The 20242-nt window shown below is 69.5% G+C and carries 13 protein-coding genes; 7 read left to right on the plus strand and 6 right to left on the minus strand.

Translation table 11 applies throughout. From position 1 onward, the window contains the following. Nucleotides 1-900 (plus strand): DUF4349 domain-containing protein, encoded by a 900-nt coding sequence (locus tag FV560_RS00055; RefSeq protein WP_159618025.1) that lies wholly within the window; start codon nt 1-3, stop codon nt 898-900. Nucleotides 901-976: 76 nt separating this feature from the next. On the opposite strand, the gene FV560_RS00060 is transcribed toward FV560_RS00055, so the two are convergent. Both FV560_RS00060 and FV560_RS00065 read right to left on the minus strand, forming a co-directional pair. After that, complete coding sequence (locus tag FV560_RS00060; protein WP_159618026.1) at nt 977-1696, minus strand: type III secretion system chaperone family protein; 720 nt, start codon at nt 1694-1696, stop codon at nt 977-979. A 5-nt stretch (nt 1697-1701) separates the two neighbouring features. Continuing rightward, nucleotides 1702-2874, minus strand: a complete 1173-nt coding sequence (locus tag FV560_RS00065) for a hypothetical protein (protein ID WP_159618028.1) — start codon at nt 2872-2874, stop codon at nt 1702-1704. Between the two features lie 196 nt (nt 2875-3070). Between FV560_RS00065 and FV560_RS00070 the strand changes: the two genes are divergently transcribed. Further along, the gene (locus tag FV560_RS00070; protein ID WP_159618030.1) at nt 3071-3565 is read left to right on the plus strand and encodes a septum formation family protein; all 495 of its coding nucleotides are present in this window, start codon (nt 3071-3073) and stop codon (nt 3563-3565) included. 43 nt (nt 3566-3608) lie between these two features. On the opposite strand, the gene FV560_RS20205 is transcribed toward FV560_RS00070, so the two are convergent. After that, complete coding sequence (locus tag FV560_RS20205) at nt 3609-3788, minus strand: hypothetical protein (protein WP_235019905.1); 180 nt, start codon at nt 3786-3788, stop codon at nt 3609-3611. Between FV560_RS20205 and FV560_RS00075 the strand changes: the two genes are divergently transcribed. After that, entirely contained in the window at nt 3712-4041 is a 330-nt protein-coding gene (locus FV560_RS00075; RefSeq protein ID WP_235019892.1) for a DUF4280 domain-containing protein, read from the plus strand. The two genes, FV560_RS20205 and FV560_RS00075, sit on opposite strands and share 77 nt — an antisense overlap. Nucleotides 4042-4083: 42 nt before the next feature. On the opposite strand, the gene FV560_RS00080 is transcribed toward FV560_RS00075, so the two are convergent. From FV560_RS00080 to FV560_RS00090, 3 genes are all read right to left on the minus strand, one after another. Next, entirely contained in the window at nt 4084-4554 is a 471-nt protein-coding gene (locus FV560_RS00080) for a hypothetical protein (protein ID WP_159618034.1), read from the minus strand. Next, a complete protein-coding gene (locus FV560_RS00085; protein ID WP_159618036.1) occupies nt 4551-6689 on the minus strand; it encodes an eCIS core domain-containing protein in 2139 nt (712 codons plus the stop codon). Before FV560_RS00085 ends, FV560_RS00080 begins: the two co-directional genes overlap by 4 nt. Nucleotides 6690-6772: 83 nt before the next feature. Continuing rightward, the gene (locus FV560_RS00090) at nt 6773-8755 is read right to left on the minus strand and encodes an ATP-binding protein (RefSeq protein ID WP_159618038.1); all 1983 of its coding nucleotides are present in this window, start codon (nt 8753-8755) and stop codon (nt 6773-6775) included. A 213-nt stretch (nt 8756-8968) separates the two neighbouring features. On the opposite strand from FV560_RS00090, the gene FV560_RS00095 reads away from it, so the two are divergent. From FV560_RS00095 to FV560_RS00110, 4 genes are read left to right on the plus strand one after another with little or no spacing between them, the layout of a single operon-like run. Further along, nucleotides 8969-9535, plus strand: coding sequence for a Pvc16 family protein (locus tag FV560_RS00095; RefSeq protein WP_159618040.1), 567 nt, complete (start codon nt 8969-8971; stop codon nt 9533-9535). Then, nucleotides 9532-11835 carry a carboxypeptidase-like regulatory domain-containing protein gene (locus FV560_RS00100; protein ID WP_159618042.1) on the plus strand — a complete coding sequence of 768 codons (2304 nt, stop codon included), beginning with the start codon at nt 9532-9534 and terminating at the stop codon, nt 11833-11835. The genes FV560_RS00095 and FV560_RS00100 overlap by 4 nt, the downstream gene beginning before the upstream one ends. Nucleotide 11836: 1 nt before the next feature. After that, the gene (locus FV560_RS00105; RefSeq protein ID WP_159618044.1) at nt 11837-14371 is read left to right on the plus strand and encodes a carboxypeptidase-like regulatory domain-containing protein; all 2535 of its coding nucleotides are present in this window, start codon (nt 11837-11839) and stop codon (nt 14369-14371) included. Further along, nucleotides 14368-20208: a carboxypeptidase regulatory-like domain-containing protein gene (locus FV560_RS00110; RefSeq protein ID WP_159618046.1), complete on the plus strand. Its 5841-nt coding sequence runs from the start codon at nt 14368-14370 to the stop codon at nt 20206-20208. The genes FV560_RS00105 and FV560_RS00110 overlap by 4 nt, the downstream gene beginning before the upstream one ends. Nucleotides 20209-20242: the final 34 nt, after the last annotated feature.

Raw genomic sequence — 20242 nt, forward strand, 5'->3', positions numbered from 1 at the left:
ATGAGACGCATCCATGGGGTCATAGCAGCCGCCACGCTCGCCTTGCTCGCGGCCTGCTCAGCGGGGACCAGCACCAACGACAGCGCCGGCAGTGAGGCCGGGCAGCCGGAGATGGCAGGAGACGGCGCCTCGGTCGCCGACCGGGATGCCGCCGGCAGCGACGTCGATCAGACCGGCGAACGCCAGGTCATCACCACCGCCCATGCGACGGTCGTGGTGGACGATCCCGAGGTGGCGGCGACGGACCTGGCCACGCTGACCTCCGCCGTCGGGGGGCACGTGCAGAGCCGCTCGGTCCACCAGGGCGAGGACACCGACGAGTACCGAAGCCTGCCCTCGGCCAGCATGACGCTGCGCGTCCCGGCCGACGAGTTGGAAGGGATGCTCACCGATCTCACCGATCTCGGCGACGTGCGCGAGGTCTCCCAGGACAGTGAGGATGTCACCCGCACCCTGGTGGACCTCGACGCCCGGATCAGTGCATTGGAGACCTCCACGGCGCGGCTCGAGGAGATCATGGCCGGGGCCGAGACCAGTGCCGACCTGATCGAGGCCGAGTCCGCACTCAGTGAGCGGCAGGCCGAGCTGGAGTCGCTGCTGTCCCAGCGCGAGCACCTCGCCGATCAGGTGGCGATGTCCACCCTGCACGTGGAGATGACCACCGAACCGGCTCCCGAGGTGACGGCCGACGGGTTCTTCGGTGGGCTACAGACCGGCTGGCAGGCTCTGGTCTCGTTCGTCAGCGTCCTCGTAGTGACCGTCGGGGTGTTGCTGCCGTGGCTGGCGGTGCTCGCCATCCCAGCAGTGCTTCTTCTGGTCATTGCCAAGCGGCGCCGTCGGAGGAACGACACCCCGGCGAGCCCGAGCGAACCCACACCGGTGCCGAACGAGAGCGCCTGACCTCAGGCCTCGGGGGCGGGATACCCCCGAGGTGGAATGACATCAATCAGGCGAAGTCGAGGACGCCGTCGGCGTCTTACGCCCCCGGGTCATATCCCGCGCGCGCCCACACGTGCCGCGGGATGAGATCGGCGATCTCCCACAGCAACGTGAGGTAGGGGTCGATCATCTCAACATCCTGGCCTTCCCGGGCAGCCACCAGGATGTCCCGCCCCGCGATCGAGATCCACCGGCCGATCGCATCCGGCTGCAGCAACCGCTCCACCATCTGCGGGTGGAGCACGTCATCGACAAACCGCTCCTCAGCCCCCTCGACGCGCCACACCTCGCCGAACGCGCCGGTGTCGAGACCCTGGCCCTCGGCCGGCTTCGCGTCGGCGACGGCCATGCGATCCGGAACCAACTGCAGCGCTGGCAGTAGTGCCGGCAACTGCAGGGCAACCACATGGAGGTGGCGGGTGCTGCCGTTGCCCGGCCTGTCGGTGTATTTGTAGGACATCGATACCGCATCGCGACCGCGGAAGATCCCGCTGAACACGCTGGTGATGCTGCGAGCCGAACCGTGCCCGAACGGCGGGCACTGCCAGCGGTCCAGCAGATCCCGACCCGACGGGCGATACCTCCATCCCCGGGCCGCCGCCCACTGTATACGTCGCTCCCGGCGCTTCTTGTCATAGCGCACAACCAGCACGATCAGTCCCACGATCACGGCGGGGATCAACACCCAGAGTGCGACAGTGGCGATCATCGAACCGGAACCGTCGGCCATCAATTCTCCAGCGCTGGTCGGGAACACCTGGCTCACCTCCCGGGCGCGGTGATCTCGACGTCCGCGCCGTGGTCGGTGAGCACGGCGCGGGCCGAGGTGCCGTCGGGGTAGTCGTAGTCGATCGCGCGCAGCAGGCCAGCGGGACCGACCCACCACGTCTCGGTCCGCCCGTCCAGGGTGAGCTGGTACCCGGCAACCGCCACCCCGTCGATCTCGTCGGTCCCGGCCTCTTGAGTAGCACTCGCATCGGCCGCGAGTTGCTCCTGCCAGTGCGCCCAATCCCAGGTGTCCGGCATCGGAGCAGTCGCATCCGGCTGCACGCGCTGCGGCTCCCCGCCACCCTCGGCCACCCAGTACTCCTCGTCCACCCACCACTCGCGGCGGGTGATGGTTCCGCCGGTGTCGGTGGTGGTGACCTCCAGCGCGTCCAGCCCGCCCTCGACATAACGGACGGCGCCCTCCTGGGTCCCCTCGGCGGTCTCCTGGGTGAAGCGGAACGTGCCCGTGGATTGCAGTGCCGCCGCCGTGACCGTCCCGATCGTGTCGCCGGTCAGCGGAACCGCGATCCCGACGTCGGCACCGAAGTCGAACAGCCGGCCCTCCCCCTCCGAGCCGTCGGCAGTGGAGAACTCGTACCTGCGCAGCAGGTCCGCTTCATCCAACCACCAGGTCTCGGTCCGCTCCGGCCCGGTGATCTCGACACCTGTCACGTCCACGCCGTCGATCTCGTCCGTGCCCACGGACTGCGCCGAGTCCGCCGCGGCAGCGATGTCCTCCTGAAGCAGCGCCCAGTCGAAGGCAGCCACGAAGGACTCTGCATTCTCGACGGTGTCCGGGCTTGGTGCCGCACCCTCGCCTCGCGCAGTCCAGTAGGTGCCATTCACCCACCAGTCGCGCCAGAGATCCTCACCGTCACGCTGGATAACCTGGATCGCCGCCACCTGCCCGTCCTCGTAGACGATCGCCCCTTCGGTCGTGTTCTCCGCGGCGGTGAGCTCGAACCGGAACGACCCGGCATCGCGCAGCGCCGCCGCGGAATCGGCGCCGATGGCTGCCGCGTCCCCGGCCTCCGGATCCTCATCCTCGCCCGGGGAGCAGCCGGCCACCAGCAGTCCACCCACCAGCAGCCCGCAGGCCAGGGTGAGGGCACGTGGCCAGTCCTGTCTCGCCGACGGCGACCGGTCCGCCGCTTCGCTCGCGCTCACGTGTTCCCTCTCCCTCAATGAGTGCGAACGACCCTAGCAACCCGGCGAGATCCGGCCGATGGGTCCTCCTCCCCTGGCCGGAGAAGAGGTTCGCGCGAACACGCCCACCACGATGTCAGTAGCGACTACCGATGCTCACCACGTGTGCACCTGACTAGCGTCGGCGGTGCCCGAGCCGCCGAGGAGGAGGTGCGCCATGCCCGGAGCCCGCTCCCGCCGTGGCTGGCATCTGCCCTCGGCGCTCCTTCTCCTCACCCTTGCGGCTGGGTGCAGCGTGTTCGACAGTACGGACACGGTCTCCGTGTTCGACCTGAGCACTGGCGACTGCGCCCTGGCGCCGGACGACGTCACGGTTGAGATCTCCGAGGTCACGGTGGTCCCGTGCGAGGAACCGCACCACCTGGAGGCCTACGCCCTGGCCGAGTTTCCCGAGTCGACGGGTCAGTCGACGACTTCGGCGGCGGGCAGTTCGTTCCCCGGTGACGCCGCACTCAAGGACTTCGCCGACGGCGCCTGCGCCGAGGAGTTCGCCGACTACGTCGGCATCGACTACCGGGATTCGGAGTTGTGGTTCACCTATCTGGTGCCCTCGGCCCGTAGCTGGCAGGCCGAGGACGACCGCAGCGTGCTCTGCTTCGTCACCACCACCGGTGAGGAACTCACGCAATCGGTCGCCGGCACCGGGTGGTAGCGCCGGCCACCCGGTCGCGCTCGGACCGATCACCGACCACTGTTCACCGACCACTCTGACCGACCATCGAGAGGACCGCGATGCCACGGCCCGCGACCACCACCACCGCCACGATGACGTGCACCTTCGGAGCAGCACCGTCGACCATGAACGCGACCAGCGCCCCCACGGTCCTGATCGAGGGCAAGCCGGCCGCGACCATCCGCGACACCATCCCGGTCATGAACATCCCCCCGTTCGGGATGTGCACGTCGCTGGCCAATCCCGCCGTCGCCGCGGCGACGACAGCCGCACTCGGCGTGCTCACCCCGGCCCCCTGCCTCCCCGTGATGGCGACGCCGGCGTGGCAGAACGGAGCCACCCGGACCCTCATCGGCGGCACCCCCGCGCTCACCCAGGGGGCGATGTGCACCTGCGCCTACGGCGGCATGATCCAGATCGTCAACGCCGGCACCCTCAGGAGTCAGACGGGCTGAGATCAGCGACGATCGCACCCGGCCCGGGTCACCGGCAAGAGTTCAGGCCGTGGTGACCGACTCGATCACCGCAACGAAGCTCTCATCGAGATCCGGCCCGCTGCTGAGCCGGGTGCAGTTGACGATCACCAGTTGCGCCCCGAGGACCAGCCCTTGCACCTGCCGGACCCGGTGCCCCACTCCTTCCAGCTCGAAGTCATAGGCACGCAGCGCCCGACCACCCTCGGTGTCGCGCGCCCACGCCAGGTTGAAGCCCGGGTAGTCGGTGGTGATGTCAGCCAACGACGAATCGGCGAGTCGCATCAAGCGTTCTGCGGAGATCGGGTCGTGGCACTGGATGACGATCGAGGGGTGGAAGTCGCCCTCCGCCAACTCAGAATCTGCCACCACCGTCAGGGTGCGAGCTGCCGGGTCCGACGTCGCCTCCCAGCCTTCGGGGATGAGCACGCCCATCTCGAGCATCTCGTCCTGCACCCGGATCAGGCTGAGGCGATTCCCAGCGCCGCGCGTCACTTGCCCACGTCCGACATCGGATTCAGCTTCGCCGCATCACTACCGTGGGCGTGCTTACCCTCGATCGCGCCGCCGAGCTGACTGGCGATCGTGCGCGGAGTGAACAGCAACGTCTTGATCTTCCCCTTGGACACCTTGACCTCCACACTGGGCCGACCCGGGCCGTCGACGTTCTTGAATACATCCTCAATCATCGTTTCGAGGAAGCGATCCACGGCGCTGACATGGGCGTCATCCGGAGCCATCTTGGTCAACTGCGAACGCGGGAATGCGCGGTCGATGATCGCTTGCGCCTTCTCGATCTTGACATAGTCGGTAGCCCGGTTCATCCGCAGTTGCTCGACCTTCATGTCTCGATACTTGATCAGTTCGGGCTCTGCGTCGCGCTCGAGCACGTCTTGATAATTGATGATCTTGTCTCGCACGCCATCCGGATCGGTCTTGGCCCGAGCCCGCCAGAGCGCCTTGCTCGCCATCCGCCAGATGAGCACCCCGAGCGGCTTGAGATCGGCGGCAACTTCACCGCCGCCGCCCGCACCCAGTCCCGCAGCGCCTCCGGCAAAGACCTTGAACGTCAACTTCCCGCCTCGCATCGAGAAGCCACCCTCGACCGTGCCGCCCGCCCCTGCACTGGCTTCGCCCTTGGCCTTGAAGCTCAGGAACTTGCGGTTGTAGAGCAACGTCCCGCCCTCGATCTGGCCGGATGCCTTGACTCCGGCATGAGCCGACGCCTTGCCGGAGATCGCCACGGCTCCCCGGAGCGGGTCGATGGCGAACTCACCCTCCGCCGAGGCGTCTGCGCCCGCCATCGCCTCCCCGCTCGCCCCCAGTGTGAGTCCCACCCCCTGAGCGGCGGTACCGGAGTTCGCCGCGATGTCGCCGGAAATATCTGCCTTCACCGTCACGCCGGCGAGAGCCTTGGCCGAGCCGCTCGCGTCCACCCCTACCGGGCGACCGCCGACCATGGTCACCGACGCCTGACCTCGCGCACGAGCAAGGAGCCCAGCGAACCCACTGATCCGCCCCGAGAGCAACACATGGGCGTTCTCCCCGAGCTTGGCGTACGCGCTCCCTTCCAACTGACCGTGCACGCCCAGGAACGTGCCGAGCTCCATCAACGCCTGGTATTGCTTGTAGGTCATCCCGACGGCGTTGATGTTGTCCGAGGCACTCACGGCGCCACGCGTATAGGCGCCACCGCCCATTCCGCCCGATGCCACCCCCGTGGAGAGCGTATTGTCGGTGGACTTCTCACCGGCGGCACGGCGCGAGTGCCACAGGTCGAGCCCGGCCTGGAGCTCATCCTCGCCCATCTCCAGTACCTGAGAGTCTTTCACCTTCTTGATCAACGCATCGAGCTTGCCGATGGCCGGGTCGTCGTCACTCGCGCCGTGCGGCTGGGAGGATGAGGCGGCGTTGCCTGGCTGCTGCTTCTTGCTCCCCTTCTTCTTCGGCTTGGGCCGACCGAACAGCTTTCCGAAGAACCGGCGAACTGGCGCCCCGTCGGACCCTGTCGGCTCAGAGAGCACGTGCGCAATCTCATGCGCGAGCACGCTCTCCGCACCCTGGCCACGAGCGCCGGCACCGAGAAAGACATCCTGACCAACCGTGAACGCTTCGGCCGAGAGAGCATCGCCCAGCCGATTCGCCTCCGCCCCCCGGTGAATGCGCACCCGGCCGAGCGGCTGCCCGAACGCACTCTCCATCCGGGCGCGCTCGGCACCCTGAAGGGGAGCACCACGGCCACGGGCAGATTCGATCCGCCCCGCCAGTTGCTCCCCCAGCGGCCCACCTGCCGGGCCGACCGCCGCGCCCGGGACCGCAACCGGAGTGGCTGACCGCCGCAGGTGTGAACAGCCCGAGCCATGACGATCCTGATCGGCGCCCGCCCGCTCCCGCTCGCTGTCCTCGTCCCCCTCGATCCGGCGGAGCCTGGCCAGCGCATTCTCAGCCCGTCGGTCCGCCAGTTCTTCGGCCACGTCATCGGCCCGTCCCACCACCAGCCCACTGGTGCCGACACCCGCCAGCGGCGCAGGAGACGCCGCGGGTGCCGCAGGATCCGCGTGCGGTGCCTTCTCGGCCTGGGGCCCGGGGGCCGCCGTGATCGCCGAACGTGACATGACCCGGTCCGTCATCGACCCTCCCTCAACGCGCGCGAGCCGTCAGCCCGCACTGCCACGAGTCTTCTGCGAACACCACCAGATGGCATCAGTAGCCACTACCGAGATCCAGCCCACTGCGAGCCCGTCACGCGGCGCCCCAGCTTGGCCATCTCCCGCTCGGCCGCGCGCCGCAGATCCGCCATGCCGACCTGCCTGCGCTCGGCGACGGCGTCATAGGTCGCGGCCAGCACGATGTTGCGCACGTCGCCGCCGGCGATCTCGAGGGACTCCGCCAGCAGATCCAGATCGACCGGATCACCAGGCGCCGTTCCCGGCAACTGCGCCAGGTGCTGCTCCCACAAGCGGCGCCGGGTGGTCACGTCCGGGTCGGGGAAGTGCACCATGAAGTGCAGGCGCCGGGCGAACGCCGGATCGAGGTTGCCGCGCAAGTTCGTGGCCAGCACCGTGATCCCCTCGAAGGCCTCCATCCGCTGCAGCAGGTAGGCGACCTCCTGGTTGGCGTAACGGTCACGGGAGTCGGTCACTGCGGACCGGCTCCCGAACAACGCGTCCGCCTCGTCGAAGAACAGCACCGCATTGAGCGACTCCGCCTTCGCGAACACCCGCTCCAGGTTCTTCTCCGTCTCGCCGATGTACTTGTCCACGACGCTCGAGAGGTCCACTCCGAAGAGGTCCGCACCGAGCGCGTCGGCCAGCACGTGCGCGGCGAGAGTCTTCCCCGTTCCCGGACTTCCGGAGAACAGCGCACAGATGCCGGTGCCCTTACCGCCCTTGCCCTGCAGATCTCCCAGGCCCAGCACCTCGTCGCGGTTGCGCGCCCACCCGATCAGCCGCTCGACCTCGGCGCGCACATGATCGGGCAGCACCAAATCGTCCAGGGTGGCCGGAGTGCCACCGGAGTGCGCGTGATGACCGGCCGCCAGCATCCGCACCGCGCGCCGCACGTCCTCACCGCTGACCGCGCGACCCTCACGCCGGGCGTCGGCGCGCGCCCGCTCGGCGACCAGGTCGATCTCCTCCGGCATGATCCGGGCGGCCACCACGTCCGGCCCGACCACGTCCTCCTCGATGGCGTCCCGCCAGAGCTGTTCGCGCTCTCCCCTGCTCAGACGAGTAGCCGTCACCGTCGACGGCAACAGCTGCGCCCATCGCGGTTCCCACGCGATCGACGCCACCGCCACCACCGGCACCGCGGCACGATCGATCAGGTCGAGATGAGCTGTGGCGTGCTGAGCACCGAGGAGCACCAGCACCGCCCCCTCGAGCCCCGCCTCCAGGGTCAGGGATGCGAGCGTGCGGCGCACCTGGACCGGGTCCGGCGACGTCCCCTCGTGTTCGGGCACACCTGCCTCACGCCCCGACGGCGCCCGCTCCAGATCAGCCACGACGCACGCCACCCCCAGACGCCGGCAGGCACCGACCGCGAGCGATGCGGCTGCCGCCCCCGGTGCCGCCTTCACCCAGACCAGCGACTCACCCCCGGCAAGCGCGTCGGCCACCTCACCCGAGCCGTCCATGTCCACCGGCGGCGCGTGCACCAACACCCGTTCCACCTCCTGCGGCACCACGGCCGCCCCCAGCACGTGCGACACCACACGGTCCGGCACCACCAGCCTGCGGCTCAGCAGCACCCCGTCACCCTCCACACCGATCAACGCGTACCGGCGCAGTCGGCCGCCCCGCTCCAGCAGCCGGCGGGCCACCGGTTCGGCGCTTCCCAGGCCGGCCGACTCCCAGGCGAGCGCAACGCTCGGGCGAGCTGCGCCGTCGTCACCCGAGAGCAAGCCCGCGAGCAGGTGCGCACTGGGGTGCGCCTCAGGGAGGCAGGCGAGAGTCAGCACAGTCTGCTCGGTGGAGCTGAGCCCGAAGCGCTCGGCCACCTCGCCCACCCCGGCATCCAGGATCTCCAACGATGCCCGGTCGGCAACGAGCGCCGCGAGCGCCGCCCGGGCAAGCCGACCCCCTGACCAGTCACCCTCTGCCGGCGCGGCGCCGGCCCACACCCCCGCACGTTCACGGCGCTCGACGGCGACCTCCCACGCTGCCAGGACAGCACCAGTCAGGCTGGGGGTCGTCATGGCAGCAGGGCTTCCAGGTCAGCACTGTGTTCAATGAACTGCTCCATGAACTGCTGCTTCATGACCTGCACTGTGGCACGGGCACCAGGGCGGCAAGGCCCGCGACGGTGAAGTTGGGTAGGAATTACCGATGTTGCCCCGCACCCGGATTCCTAGCCTGAGGAGGCTGCGGATCCGTGCGTGGCGTTGCGGCCGGGAGGCATGGGAGGAACGGTGCTGATTTCTGCTGTCGAGGACGGCATCGAGAACTTGCTGCGCGCCGCCCTTCCGCTGGAACGTCAGCACGGCGACATCTCCTTCGAGGCCCCCAACAGCACCTGGTCGGCCACGGTCAACCGGCTCACCGTGAACCTGTTCCTGTACGGGGTGGGCCGGTCCGCCCAACCCCCGATGATGCAGCCGGATCGGCGGGACTCCTCCGGTCGGGTGGCCCGCAGATTCGCCCTGCCGATGGTGGAGCTGTCGTTCCTCGTGAGCGCATGGGCCGGCTCGGCACGCGACGAGCACGAGCTGCTCAGCGATGTGCTCACCCGGGCACTGACCTATCCGACCATCCCTGCCGAGCATCTGAGCCTCTCCCTGGACTCCACCGTCCAGCTCGCCGTCGCCAACGACGAGAAGAACCGGCCCCGTGACGTCTGGGGCGGCCTCGGCGGGAACCTGAAGGCGTCGTTCGTGCTGATCGCCACCGTCGCCGCGGACGCCTACCCCTGGCAGGACGCCGCACCAGTGGTGGACCGGGTGGCACCCGCCGTGCTGCCGAGGCCCGGGGCGCCATGAGGATCGACAGCGTCATCGATCGCGCCGAGATCGCCCCGGGCTCGGCCGGTGTGATTCCGCTCGATGTGGTCAACACCAGCGACGTCATCGACACGCTGAGCGTCCGCACGCTCGGCTTCCCCGCGAGCGTCACCACACGCAGCGAACCGGAGGAGCTCACCCTCTTTCCCGAGGCCGAAGGACGCCTCGAGGTCCAACTTGCCTTTCCCGACACCTTTCCAGCGGGCAACTACCACGTGACCTTGGTGGTCCAGGGGCGCGCCGCTGGAAGCACCGAGGCCTTCCATGACGTCGAGGTGACGGTGCCGCCCCGGCCGGAAGCGTCCATCTCCGCGAGGCCGACGCTGGTGCGCACCCGCGGCCGGGCGATCTTCGAGGTCACGGTGGACAACACCGGCAACACCACCCTCGATCTGGCGCTGCGGGCCCTCGATACGGACAGGAGTCTGCGCACGTCCATCGCCCCTGCCACGTTGTCGGTCCCGATCGCAGGCACAGCGGTCACAGCCGTCACAGCGCGCGGCCCGCGCCAGCTGCTCGGCACCGACCAGGACCGGCCGTTCCGCGTGGTGGCCGAGGCCGAAGGCACCACGGCCGACGTCACGCTCACGCTGCGCCAACGCCCGGTGTTCGGCCGTGGCGTGATCACGATGCTGGTGCTGATGGCCATCTTGGCGGCGTGGGCGGTCGCCATGCTGGTCGGCATGCGCGAGGTGCTCGGCACCGATCCACCCACCCGGGTCGCACCCGCCTCATTCTTCGCTGCGAGCCCTGAGGGGGATGGCGGCATGAGCGGCACTGGCGATACCGGCAGTGCTGAGGGTGCGGGTGTTGCCGATCCAGCCACGGGCGCCGCACCTGCGGGCGCTGTCAGCAAGGACGGTCTGCTGCCGGTCGGCGTCGGTGCCACGATCACCGGAACAGTGCAGGGCGCCGACGACCCCGCGGGCGTCGGTCGCCTCAACGTCGAAGCGCTCCGGGAGTCGGCCGACGGGTTGGTCCTCGTCTCCTCGGCTGCCAGCCAGACCGACGGCACCTACACCCTGTCAGGCCTCTTCCCGGGTGAGTACCTGGTGCGCGTCTCCTCACCCGGGTACGAGACCGTGTGGCATCCCTCCAGCACCGAGGAATCGACCGCGACGCCGGTCCAGGCCTCGGCGCAGGAGGTGACCGACGGGGTCGACCTGGTGGTGACCGGCGACCCGGCCTCGATCGCCGGGAGGGTCAGCACCGGTGACGTCGACGACGCCGAGGTCACGGTGACGGCGACGCCCACCTGGGCGGCGGAGGATCTCCCACCCCTCGAGGTCCAGACCGATGGCGAGGGCCGGTACGAGCTCACCGGTCTCGTCGCACCCGGAACCTACGACCTGACCTTCACCGCGGACGGGTACCAGCCCACGAGCATCACCGAGACGGTCCTGGGCGGGCAGGAACGGCTCGCGCTCGACGTCACCCTCGGCACCGGCGCAGGCACGATCGCCGGGACGGTCACCGACGGCACAGACGGCACAGACGGCACAGACGGCACAGACGGCACAGACGGCACTGCGGGACTCGGGGGTGTGGAGGTGTCGACCACCCTCGATGGTGAGGAGATCGTCGTCGGCACTCCCACGATCGGGCAGGTCGGCTCGTTCGTGATCGCCGGTCTCCCGACCCCAGGAACCTATGTGCTGACCGTCAGCAAGGACGGCTACGGCACCGAGAGCGTCGTCGTCGACCTCGGCGCCGGTGAGTCGAACACCGGGGTGAACGTCGCTCTCTCCGGGGGCGCCGGAACGATCACCGGTCGCGTCGTCGACGAATCCGGCCGGGGCGTGGGCGGTGTGGAGGTCAGCGCGGGCGGTGCCGGCACCGTGTCGACCACCACGCTCACCGCAGGCGATGTCGGCGCGTTCGTCCTGCCAGGGGTGCAGGGCACGGCCACGGTGACCTTGACGTTCACCCGGGAGGGCTACGTCTCTGCCTCCACGCCGGTCGACATGACGCAAGCTCCGCCGTCGGGCATCGAGGTCACCCTCGCCGAGCTGTACGGAACGATCCAGGGGCAGGTGACCGACTCCGACGGGGGTGTCGCCGGCGTCCAGGTGGAGGCCACCGACGGCGCGAACGTGTATCGCACTACCTCGACCGCCAGTGGCAGCGCAGGGGCGGGCTCCTACCTCCTGCCCGATCTGCCCCCGGGCAGCTACACGGTGTCCCTGGTCCGCGACCAAGTGGCGGTGACCACGGCGATCGTGGACGTGGAGCAGGGGACGCCGGCCGTCCAGGACCTGCCGCTACCGGAGGGCGGCTGAGATGCACGTCGATATCACACCGCGGCGCGTCACGGCGGTCCCCGGGATGCCCAGCGAGTTCCTGGTCACGGTCACCAACACCAGCGAGGTCATCGGCGGCTATTCGCTGCGCGCACTCGGGGTGGACCCCGAGTGGGTCACCTGTGACGAACCGGAACCACGCCTGTTTCCCGGCGAATCCACGACGGCGCAGCTCACCGTGCGCTTGCCCGACCGCTCTCCCGCGGGCGACCGGGCAGTCGCGATCCAGGTCACCGACCTGGGCGATCCCTCCCGCATCTGCGTGGAGGAGGCGGTGGTCGACGTTGCCCCCGCCCCGCACGCCCGGGTCGATCTCGACCCTGCGACGGTCACCGCCGGCCGGTCGGCCGGGTACAGCTGCACCGTCTCGAACGAGGGCAACACGGTGCAGCTGCTCCGGCTGGAAGCGCTCGACCCGGAGGACCGCACCACCTTCGACTTCCAGCCCCGGGAGGTGAGGCTGGGACCCGGAGCCAGTACCACCGTGGACCTGAGGGCGAAGGCGCGGCGGCCGTTCCTGGGGGATGCGGCACTACGCCCGTTCACGGTGCGGGCCTCCGGTCCGGGGCTGCCCGACGCCGACCACGTCCCGGCCGCCGCGGGCATGTTCGTGCAGCGGCCCCGGCTCTCCCGGGCAGCGCTCGGCCTCGTCGGGTTGATCGCGGCCATCACCGTGTTCGCGACGGTGATCACGATCGCACTCAGCTCGATCGCGGCCCAGTCCGCCGCCGACCGTGACCTGGCCCTGCAGGTCGCTCAGGCGCGTGAGCAGGAACCCGAGGCTGGCCGGGCCGAGGTCACCGGCTCCGTGGTCGAGATCAGTACGGGAGCCACCGCACCCGGGGTGTCGGTCGAGCTGTTCCCGGCAGAGGACGCCAGCACCCCGTTGTTGTCCACCGCCACCGACGACGACGGGCAGTTCAGCCTCACCCAGCTGCCGGCCGGTGACTTCCTGCTGCGGGTTCGAGGAGCCGGCTTCGCCGAGGTCTGGTACCCGACGGCGGGGACGGCCGCCGATGCGACCCCGCTCACCCTGGCCGAGGGTGGCTCGATCGAGGATCTCCTGGTGATCGTCGGAGGCGTTCCGGCGCAGGTCGCTGGAGCAGTCAGCGGTGAGGACGTCAGCGGTGCGTCGTTGCGGGTAGAGCTGCCGCTGGACGAGGAACCGTTGGAGGGTGAGGTCGAGCCGGCCGCCGACGATCCGCCGGCCGACGGCACCGGCGGTGGCGCCCTGGTGCGCAGCGTCCCGATCAGTGAGGACGGCACATTCGACGTCGCCGACCTCCCGTCCCCTGCGGTCTACGACCTCGTCGTGAGCAAACCTGGTTATGCGACCTCCGTCCAGCGCATCGACCTCGCGGCCGGTGAACGCCGTGACGACATCGCTCTCAGTCTGACGCTGGGTGATGGCTCGATCACCGGCACCATCGACGGACCGGAGGGACCGATCAGCGGTGCCACGGTCGTGGCGACCTCGGGCCAGACGCGGGTCGAGACCGTCAGCCTGACCGAAGGGGAGACCGGCGGCTTCGTTCTGCGTGAGCTGCCGACGCCGGCCACGTACACGATCGCGGTATCCGCCACGGGCTACGCGCCGGCGTCATTGACCGTGACGCTCACGGCCGGTCAGCAGTTCACGGGTGTGGACGTCGTGCTGGGCCCCGACCATGGCACGCTCGCCGGCACGGTGACACTGGAGGGCGAGGGGGCAGGCGGGGTTCTCGTCACGGTCTCCGACGGCGTGACGACCCTGCAGACCGTGTCCCGGTCCACCACGCCGACGGGTGCGTGGGAGCTGGCAGGCGTCCCGCTCCCTGGTGACTACACCGTGACCTTCGCCCGCCAGGGCTTGGAGTCGCGTGTGCTCTCGGTCAGTGTCGACGCGTTCGGGGTGGTGACCTCCCAGGCCAGCGCCACCTCGATCGACGTCGCGATGCGGTCGGCCACGGCCAGCCTGTCCGGACTGGTGCGGCAGACACGGGGTGGCGCAGCGGCGCAGCCAGTGGGCAACGTCGTCGTGACAGTGAGTTCGGGGGCGGCCGACCGGGTGGTCACGACAGCGTCGGTGCCGACAGCCGACGTCGGCCGGTACCAGATCGAGAATCTGCCGCCCGGCACCTACACCGTGACCTTCACCCGCAGTGGCACCCGGCCCACCTCCGAGATCATCGAGCTGGATGCCGCTCAACACCACACCCTCGATCCGGTGCTCGTGGCGCCGGCCCGCATCGGGGGCACGGTGACCGCGGGCGGAGAACCGATCGTCGACGGCAGCCTCACGCTGTACCGGGCCGACGAGTACGGGACCTCCGCCCCACCGGTGGCTCAGACCAGGACCGACAGCGCCGGACGGTTCGTGATCGAGGACGTCGCGGCACCGGAGCACTACGTCCTGGAGGCGCGCACGCCCACCGGCAGCATCGTCGGCACCTCGCCCCCGTTCACGCTCGAGGCCAGCGAAGACCGCACGGTCGACATCAGTGGCACCACCGAGTCCGGCGGAGGAACCTCATGAGCCAGTCACGCCGCAGCGGGCCACAGGCACCCACGGTCTCGATCGTCCCCGGCGCGCATGCGCCGGCCAACGGGGTGGCGACCGTGCAGGTCCACGCTCGTAACCTCGCACCTGGCTCCCGGCGTCTGCACGTGGGCATCATCGGGCTCGACGACGGCTGGTTGCCGGCACCCGTTCAGGTCGGGGCAGCGGCGGACGAGACCATCACCGTCGATCTTCCGATCACCCCGACGGAGGGTGCCGTCGCGGGCACCTACCCCTTCCTGGTGACCGTCGAGGCCAGCGACGACATAGCCACCCACGGCACAGGCAGCACAGTCGACACGGCTGGCACAGCCGACACAGTCGAACGCACACTCGCCGAGGGCACTCTCCGCGTGGACGGGGCGAGCGATCTGGTGCTGGCAGTCGAGCCGGCCGACAGCCGTGGCCGCCGACGCAAACGGGTCGAGGTGGTCGTGGGCAACACCGGTGCGACGCCGGTGGAGGTGGGTCTGAGCAGCACCACCGATCAGTCGCTCACAGTGAACCTGGACTCCACGCGGCTGCACCTGGGGCCGGCCGAGACCGTCCGGATGCCGGCACGGGTGGGTCCACGCAGGATCCGCCTGGTCGGATCCCGGACGCGGCACTCCTACGAGGTGACGGCGACCGGCCAGGCGGCCCCTCGTCACGCGCAGGCGAGCTTCACCTCAGGCGCGCTGCTCAGTGCCGGCGCCATGCGGGTGACGGCGGTCGTCGCCGTGGCGGCGGTGTGGCTGGCTGGGCTGCTGGTCGCCCTTCCCTACGTCGCGGACCGTTTCACCGCCGACGAGGGCCCCACGGTGGCGGCGACGGCAGGCGGCGAGGATCCGGGGGCGGGTTCATCTGAGCACGACTCCTCCGGAGGGAGCGCATCCGAGGGCGACTCGTCCGGAGGCGAAGGAACCGGCCCGGCAGACGGCGACCCGGACGATGGCGAGGGCGACGACGGTGAGGAAGGGGTGCGGGTCTCGGGCGTCATCACCGGCGCGGCACCGGAGGACACGGCCATCGAGATCGTTCCGACGGCCAGCCTGTGGCCCTCGGCGGCCACGACGGACGCCGGACCGCAGCCCGGAGCGGCCCCGGGCAAGACGCTTGTCCCGGCGGCGCCAACGGCGCCGATCACACCGTCGGGAACACCGCAACGACTCACCACCTCCGCCGACACGAACGGCGCCTGGGCCCTGGCCGGCCTCACGGCCGCTTCGCGGTACCTGGTGACGATCACCAAGCCCGGCTACAGCACCCAACGCGTCGTCATGTCCGGTGCCGAGCTTGCCGCCACCCCGCTGGAGACCGACCTGCAGGCGGGCGACGGTGCGATGTCCGGAACAGTGCGGGGACCGGGCGGCCCGGTCGGTGGGGCCGAGATCACGTTGACCGACGGCACCACGACCATCACGACCCGGTCAGCCACCACGGGCAGTATCGGCAGCTGGCAGGTCGAGGGCCTGGTGACACCCAGTACCTACCTCGTCGAGGCGTCCTCACCCGATCTGGGCACCGAGGCAGAACTCATCGCGCTGCCGGCATCCGGCGCACGGACCGCCGACCTCACGCTCGACGCCGGGGTCGCCTCGGTCAGCGGACGGGTCACCGGGCTGAACAGCCTCGGCGAGAGCAGCGGACTGGGCGGCATCACCGTCACCGCAACCGACGGCACCACCACCCGGACCGCCACCACCCTGACGGGGGAGGGCGCAGGAGCGTTCCTGCTGCCGCGACTGCCGGTCGGGGCCACCTACACGGTGACGATCTCCGGGGAGGGGTACACCACCGTCACACGTGAGGTGCGACTGACCACCGACGGCGTGAGTGGATGGACGATCCCGATGACCTCCTCGGGTGGCATCGTCCAGGGAGCGGTGACAGACGAGACCGGCGCCGGTATCACTGCGGCGGGGCTCACCCTGACCCATGGCTCGGACACGACCGCGGTCTACAAGACGATGTCGGCCTCGGACGGTTCGGGCACGTTCCGGTTCTCCGGTGTCGATGCCGGCACCTACGTGCTCTCTGCCGAGTCATTCGGCCACGAGACCAGCTACGCCGAGGTCATCGTCCGCCCGGGCGGGTCGGTGGAGGTCGACCTGACACTGCCCACCCTGGTCGGTGACGGTCTCGTCGCGACCTCCTCGATCACCGGCCGCGTCACCGACTTCACCACCGGCGACAGGATCACCTGCCCAGTGCTGGCGGATGGCGAGGACTGTCAGATCACGGCCGAGGTGCGGGCGGTCGATATCGAGGGCCAGAGCCACCTGCTCTCCACGACGGTGGACCGCGACGCCGAGTACACACTGCCCCCGGACAGCGACACGGTGACGGGCCTGCTTCCGGGTCGGTACGTCGTCACGATCACCGCCCCGGGTTATGAGCCGGGCGAGGTGGAGGTGACAGTACCGATGGCCACCGAGGTCCGCGCCGAGACGGTGGCGCTCGTGCCGTCCCCCTCCCTGACCGGATCGGTGCAGGCACGCACGGGTCTCCTGCCCGACGGGGTGTGCGTGGTTGCGCGCTCGGTGGATGAATCCGGGACGATCGAGGATCCCTGCAGCCCGGCCGAGACCGAGTGCGCGACCACCACCTCACGATGCGTGCTGGTCACCGACGGCACCTACCGCATGGACCGGCTCGCGGCGGGCCGCTACGAGGTCTCGGTGACCGGTCTCTCCGAGGACCACCTGGTGCCGGATCCGGAGCTTCTCACGCTGAGTGCAGGGGAGGTGCAACGGCACGACATTTTCATCGAGCGCCTCGGCATCGTCTCCGTGTCGGCGTCCCGCTCGGACGGTTCCTCACGCGGCCCGGCCGAGGGAGCCTGGGTCCGCGCGGTCCAAGACGGGGAGAGCGGAGCGGAGGTGGTCACCGAGGAACAGGTCGGCGAGACCGGCTCCGTCCAGCTCACCGGCCTGGCGCCCGGCACTTACACCATCGCCGCATCGGAGGACCAGGGAGGTGAGGCCCTGGACAGTACCGAGGTGACCATCGGACTGAACCAGGAGCTCTCGATCCAGCTGGTGCTCACCTCGAACGAGGACATGGTGAACGCGTCGGTGAGGTATCAGCGCGAGCCGGCGAAAGACGAGCCGGTGCCCAACGCCACCATCACGATCATCGGAGTGGCGTCCTACTTTCACGGTGCACCCATTCCGGGCACGTGGAACGTGGTGACCGACGCGAACGGCACCGCGGAGATCTGTGCTGATTCCGACGCGGGGTGCGAACATACCGTCCCGGTGCTCGAGGACCCCTGGACGATCCATGTCGCTGCCGCCGGATTCGAATCCGTGACGCTGAGCAACGCACCGCTCGAATCGTTGACGCGCGTGATGCTCACCCCACAGGCGCAGGAGTTCTCCGGTTCAGTGGCCATCGCCCCAGACGTTGACGGCGTGGTCGAGGGCACGCGCTTCGAGGTGCTCGAGGCCCCACCCGGGGTGGGGGACCTCTCGCTTCGGGCCGAGCCCGACGGCAGCGTCACCTTCTCCGACACAGATGCCCCGGGATCAGGTCAGATTCGCCCGGGCACGTACGAGATCCGCGCCACGCTGGACGGATATGCCTCCTCGACGGCGGAGTTCGACGTGCCGTTGACCACAGACGGTCCGCCCCCTGAACCGACGTGGGAGCTGCTGGAGGATGCACAGGTCCAGGTGGTGGCGGCGAACCGCGAGACCGGGGAGGAGATCCCTGGTGCCGTGATGACCCTGCGCGACCCAGACGGCGACCTCGAGCTCGAGCACACCGCGGGGCCGAGCCAGCGGATCCTCGACTTCGGCACGCTGCCGGCAGGTGACTACCACGTCGATGTCAGGATCGCGGGCTACCGGCACCTGTCCGAATCGATCACGGTCGAGCCCGGGCGCACGGATCCTCTCACCATCGAGGTCGACGAGTTGGGCACGATCACCGGTGAGGTCGTCACCGTACTCGAGGAGGGCTGGACCCAGGATCTCCCCGGAGCGACAGTCGATGCCAGTCACGACGGGACGAGGTTTACCACCTCCTCCAGCGACGACGGCAGCTTCGCCGTCACCGGCACTGTCGAGGACGAAGGGCTGGTCGACGGTGAATGGGACGTGTCGGCCGAGGCTGAGCACCACGGGGATGCCGCCACTGAGGTCACCCTCTCCGGCGGTGAACAGCAGGAGCCGGGGGGCGAACCCATCACCACGGTCACGCTCGGTCTGCAGCCCGACCCTGCGAGTTTGTTCGTGACCGTGACCAACGGCATGGACCCGGTGGACGAGTCGCTCGACGTCGTGCTCATGCTCTCCACCCCCAACGGCTTCCGGTCGGTCACCCCGTGCCAGGAGGGAACCACCGGTTGCGACACCGCTGATAACACCTTCCACTTCGACGATCTGCTGCCGACCAGCTACACCCTCTTCGTGAGCGGGTCCGGCTACCTGCCGGTGAGCACACCGGTCACCATGGAGGCCGGCCAGCCGCAGCAGCTCCAAGTCCCCATCACCGCTCCCACGGGCTCGATCCAGGGCCAGGTCCTGCGCACCCTGCCCGACGGCTCCACTCGGCCGGTCGACGGAGGGCAGGAGGGGTTGTCAGTGATGCTGAGGAGCGATGGCGTCGACGACCGGCGCGTCAGCATCAACGCTGACGGCACCTACCTGGCCGATGACATCGAGGCCGGTGTTCATCAGGTCGTGGTTCAGGAGGGTTCCGGGACCGACGCGACCGATGTGACACCCGTCAGAACCGTCAGCGTGCTCGCCGGGCAGAGCCTCGCCCTGGACCTGACGATCCCGCTGATCACTCGAGAAGTTCAGATCACACTGAACTCGACCAACGAGACCGACCTGACCGGCGCCCTGGTCACCCTCACGGGCACGACCGAGGGTGAGGGCGAGGAACTCACCTTCGGCCCGCAGCCGGTGACCCGCAGCGGCGACCACACCTACGCCGTCACCTTCCAGCAGGTGCCGGTAGGCACGTGGGCGGCTACCGTGGCCGGCCCGGCCGGTCACCACGGCACCCATACCAGCGGCGACATCGAGGTCGCTGCCGGCGACGGCAGTGCCGAACCTGTCACGACCACGATGGATATCGCCGAGACCGAACTGCGACTACAGGTCGCCCCGGTCACCGGGCCGCTGACCCCACCGGCGCGGGTCACGGTCACCGCGAGTCCTGACGGCACTGACGGCACTGACGGCACTGACGGCACTGACGCCGAGACGGTCACCACCACACTGATCACCGGAGCAGGCGACACCGTGATCTATCTCCCTGCCGTCGGCTGGAACCTGGAGGCCGCGATCGAGGAGGACTCCGACTGGGAGGCGACGATCGACCCGGTAGCCATCGGCAACGGCGTCGCCAGCGAGCTCGCCCGGGTGAGCCTGAACCCGCCCGACATCGCCACGACGACCGCGCTGGAGCTTGCGCCAACGACAGTCGTGATCGGGAATGAGGTCACCGCCACGATCACGGTGTCCGCGGAGAGCGACGCGACCCTGCACCCGCCGAGTGGCACCGTCGCGCTGAGGCGGCAGGGTCCGGGCGAGGGCGGCTGGACGGAGCTGGACACCGTGCACCTGACCGCTGGTACCGGACAGATCACGATCGACACCTCCACCTGGGCTGCGGGCGTGTACCAGCTGCAGGCGACAGTGACGCTACCCGACGGCTGGACAGCCAGCTCGCCCGTGACCGCCGAACTGACGCTCACCGAACCGGATGAGGGCGACTCCGCAGGTGGGGGTGATCCGGAGGGGGCAGATGATGCGGAGGACGAGGGCGACCCCGACGGCGAGGGCGACCCCGGCAGCGGTGACAGCTCCGGGGGGTGAGAGCGACCACCGGAGCGTGAGCGGGAGTGCGAAC

The sequence above is a fragment of the Ruania rhizosphaerae genome, from assembly GCF_009805705.1.
GTDB lineage: Bacteria > Actinomycetota > Actinomycetes > Actinomycetales > Beutenbergiaceae > Ruania > Ruania rhizosphaerae.